This window comes from Candidatus Symbiopectobacterium sp. NZEC135 (assembly GCF_025962695.1).
On sequence record NZ_JAGFPF010000774.1, the window covers coordinates 1 to 950 of the forward strand.

A 950-nucleotide genomic window follows, 5' to 3' on the forward strand; every position below is an offset into this window, starting at 1 on the left:
GCCATCCAGATAAGCAACCTCGATAGTGTCCGTACCCTGCGCCGAGGTCAGATACCAGGCCTTGGCACTGGCATCATCCAGGCGCGCTTCGGCGATAATTTCTGCGAAGTTCTGGATTGGGTTGATGATCCCGCTGTTGACGTCAGCCCCTTTGACGCTGGCAGACTTGATGGTCTGGCTCGCCAGCGTTTCCTGAGCCACCGGCACCAACATAAAGGCTGGGCGAATATTTAGGGTGCGGCCTTTTTCACCTTTCTCCCCAGTTCCCGGCGCTTTTTGTTTGCGCATCAACTGGCGCGCAGCATCCAGACTAGATACGCTGATGCCGCCCGTAGACAAGTTGTTGTGATCGGCATGGAACAGCGCCTTGTCATCAGACAACTTGGGATTGCTGGTCAGAATGGCGTAAACCAGATCGCCAACCGTCGCCTTAGCAGCACGACCCAGTTTCATCGGGACGTCCGTCAGTTGGTTTAGGTCGTCATTGATGATGGCCTGACGGCTAATGGAGAAGATTTCCCCGTAGGTGGCCAGCGCAATAGGTTCGCCGCGATCGCTGGTTGTCACATACTTGTACTCGGCCCCCTCACGCACCTGACGCAAAGAGGGGAAGCCCCCCAGACCGACACGATGTGCCGTTTTAAAGTCGGCCAGTTGACCGCGTTTGGTCCACTGGGTAAACGTTTCCTCGGCTTCTCCCCAGCCCTGCAACAAGGCCTTGGCCGATACATCCAGCAGGATGTTGCCAAAGTCAGAACTGGTATGCGTGAATGCCAGGCCGACCATCTGCATCGGGTTATAGGAGGCCACACCGATACCACGTTCAGTCAGCGACATACGAGCATATTCACGCAGCGTCATCCCGTTGTAGACGTTGCTGTTATCGCGCTGGTCATACCCGGCACGCGCCATCAGTGCCTGGCGGATACCATCACCAACAAAATTACCGT

1 protein-coding gene is annotated in these 950 nt (G+C 56.1%); it reads right to left on the reverse strand.

Going from position 1 to position 950, the window contains the following annotated elements; translation table 11 throughout:
• The coding region (locus J5224_RS30360; protein WP_413544748.1) for a ClpP-like prohead protease/major capsid protein fusion protein at window positions 1-950 on the reverse strand (950 nt) is incomplete at both ends.